Source organism: Streptomyces sp. MUM 2J (genome assembly GCF_022414535.1).
Taxonomy (GTDB): domain Bacteria; phylum Actinomycetota; class Actinomycetes; order Streptomycetales; family Streptomycetaceae; genus Streptomyces.
This window is the reverse complement of sequence record NZ_JADWYM010000098.1, coordinates 1-2,529: the sequence shown is the minus strand read 5'-3', so window position 1 is coordinate 2,529 and position 2,529 is coordinate 1. Positions and strand designations below refer to the sequence as shown.

Below are 2,529 nucleotides of genomic sequence, written 5' to 3'. Positions count from 1 at the left end.
CACCCACCGCGGCCCCCGCCGCGTCACCGGAAGCCGTCACCACCACCACACGCCCATCACCAGCCAGGCAGTCCCGCAACCGATCCAGAACAGAGGCCAAGGTCAGCTGTGCAACGCCACCGGCGGGCACCCTCACCACCACCGGGGCCGGGCCTTCACCGCCCTCGTGGGAGTCGGCCGACGGCATCGGCTCCCACTCCACGCGGTAGAGCAGGTCGTCCGGCGTGGTCACCGACCGCGAGTCGAACGGGCGCAGGGCGACGGATCGCACCGACACGACTGGTTTGCCCTGGGAGTCCACCGCCGTGAGCGCGACGCGGTCAGGCGTCTCACGACGGAGCCGTACCCGAAGACGATCCGCTCCCCCGGCGTGCACGGTCACCGCGCCGAACGCGAACGGCACCGTGCCCTCGGCCTGTTCGCCCAGCGCGCCAAGCGCCACCGGGTGCAGGGCCGCGTCCAGCAGGGCCGGATGCACGAGGAAGCGGTCGGCTTCGGCCGCCTCGGTCTCGTCCAGTTCGACCTCGGCGTACACTTCGTCGTCCCGCTGCCACAGTGCGCGCAGTCCCTGGAACGCCGAGCCGTAGTCGTAGCCGCCTGCCGCCAGCGTCTCGTAGGGGTCCGCGTATTCCACGGTACGGGCGCCGCGCGGCGGCCATGCCGTGATGCGGTCCCCGGCCTCCGGGAGGTCCGACGTCAGATAGCCCACCGCGTGCTTGGTCCAGGTCGCGTCCGTGTCAGCGGCAGGCCGGGAGTGGATGGTCAGCGGCCTTCGCCCGTCGGAGTCGTACGCGCCCGTTTCCACCTGAACGTGATGTCCGCCGTTTTCGGAGATCCGCAGGGGAGCGAGGATGGTCAGGTCGTCGACCTGAGTGCACCCGGCGACTCGTGCGGCCTGGAGGCCGAGTTCGAGGAAGGCCGTGCCGGGGAGGACCGGCGTGCCTGCAAGGGCGTGGTCGGCCAGCCAGGGATGCGTGCGCAGCGACAGCAGTCCGCTGAGCAGCAGCCCGTCCTCTTCAGCACGGACGACCAGGGCGCCCAGGAGGGGGTGGTCCACGGAAGTGAGGCCGGTGGCCGTCAGATCGGCGTCCGTGGCGACCGGTTCGAGCCAGTACGACTCGTGCTGGAAGGGGTAGGCGGGCAGCTGCACCGCCTGCCGCGGGCGCGCCGCGAACACGGTCGGCCAGGAAACGTCGAGCCCGCGCACGTACCCCTCCGCCAGCGCGGCAAGGAAGCGGTCCGGGCCGCCCTGGTCCCGACGCAGCGTGCCGAAGGCGAAGGCCTCCTCGACGCCACTGTCGGCGAAGCTCTCGTCGAGCGCCACCGTGAGCACGGGGTGGGCGCTGACCTCGATGAACGCGCGGTGCCCGGAGTCGAGCAGAGCACGGGTGACCTGGTCGAAGCGGACGGGCCGGCGCAGGTTCTCGTACCAGTAGCCACCGTCGAGGTCCGTGGTGTCCCGTTCCTCGGCGGTGACGGCGGAGTAGAACGGCACGGACGCCGGTCGCGGGCGGACGGGTGCCAGCAGGGTGGCGAGCCGGTCGCGTATGGCCTCGACGTGGGGCGAGTGCGACGCGTAGTCCACCGGGACCCGGCGGGTACGGACGCCCGATTCGGCGCAGTCCGCCTGGAGCTCGTCGAGCGCCCGCGGGTCCCCGGACACTACGACGGAGGCCGGGCTGTTCACCGCGGCGACCGTGAGCCGCCCCTCCCAGCGCCGTATGCGTTCCTCGACACGGTCGACCGACTGGGCGACCGACACCATGCCGCCCGTACCCGCCAGCTCGGCCAGTGCCTGGCTGCGCAACGCGACCACCCGGGCCGCGTCCGACAGGGTGAGGGCGCCCGCGACGCAGGCCGCGGCGATCTCTCCCTGAGAGTGTCCCGCCACCGCGTCGGGCCGGACGCCGTACGACTCCCAGAGCGCGGCGAGCGAGACCATGACGGCGAACAGGACCGGCTGGACGACGTCGACCCGGTCGAAGCCGGGCGCGCCGGGCTCGCCCTTCAACACGTCCAGCAACGACCAGTCGGTGAACTCGGCCAGGGCAACGGCGCATTCGTGCATACGCTCCCGGAAGACGTCCGAGCTCTCCAGCAGCTGCAGCGCCATGCCGACCCACTGGGAGCCCTGCCCGGGAAACACGAAAACTGTGCCGTGAGACCCGGCAGCCGTCCCCGTGACGACGGTCGCCGGGTCGGGGTCGCCGTCTCGCAGCGACCGGAGGGAGGCGAGGAGCGCTTCGCGGTCGTCGGCGAGGACGACGGCCCGGTCGTCGTGCGGTGCGCGCGTGGTGGCGAGAGCATGGGCGAGGGAGTACGGGTCGGTTTCCGGCGATTCGGCCATGTACGCCTGGACGCGCCCCGCCAGCTGCGCCAGTGCCCGGGGCCCGCGTGCGGACAGCACGACGGGGACCGTCCCCGGGGAGTCCTGCGGCTCCGCTTCCTGGACGGTGCGCTCCGCGGGTGCTTCTTCGAGGATGACGTGGGCGTTGGTGCCGCTGATCCCGAACGACGACACCGCCGCCC

The 2,529-nt window shown here is 72.3% G+C and carries 1 protein-coding gene; it reads right to left on the bottom strand.

The features are described 5' to 3' along the window. On the bottom strand, window positions 1-2,529 hold a 2,529-nt coding region (locus tag I3F54_RS31780; RefSeq protein ID WP_240122392.1), incomplete at both ends, for a type I polyketide synthase.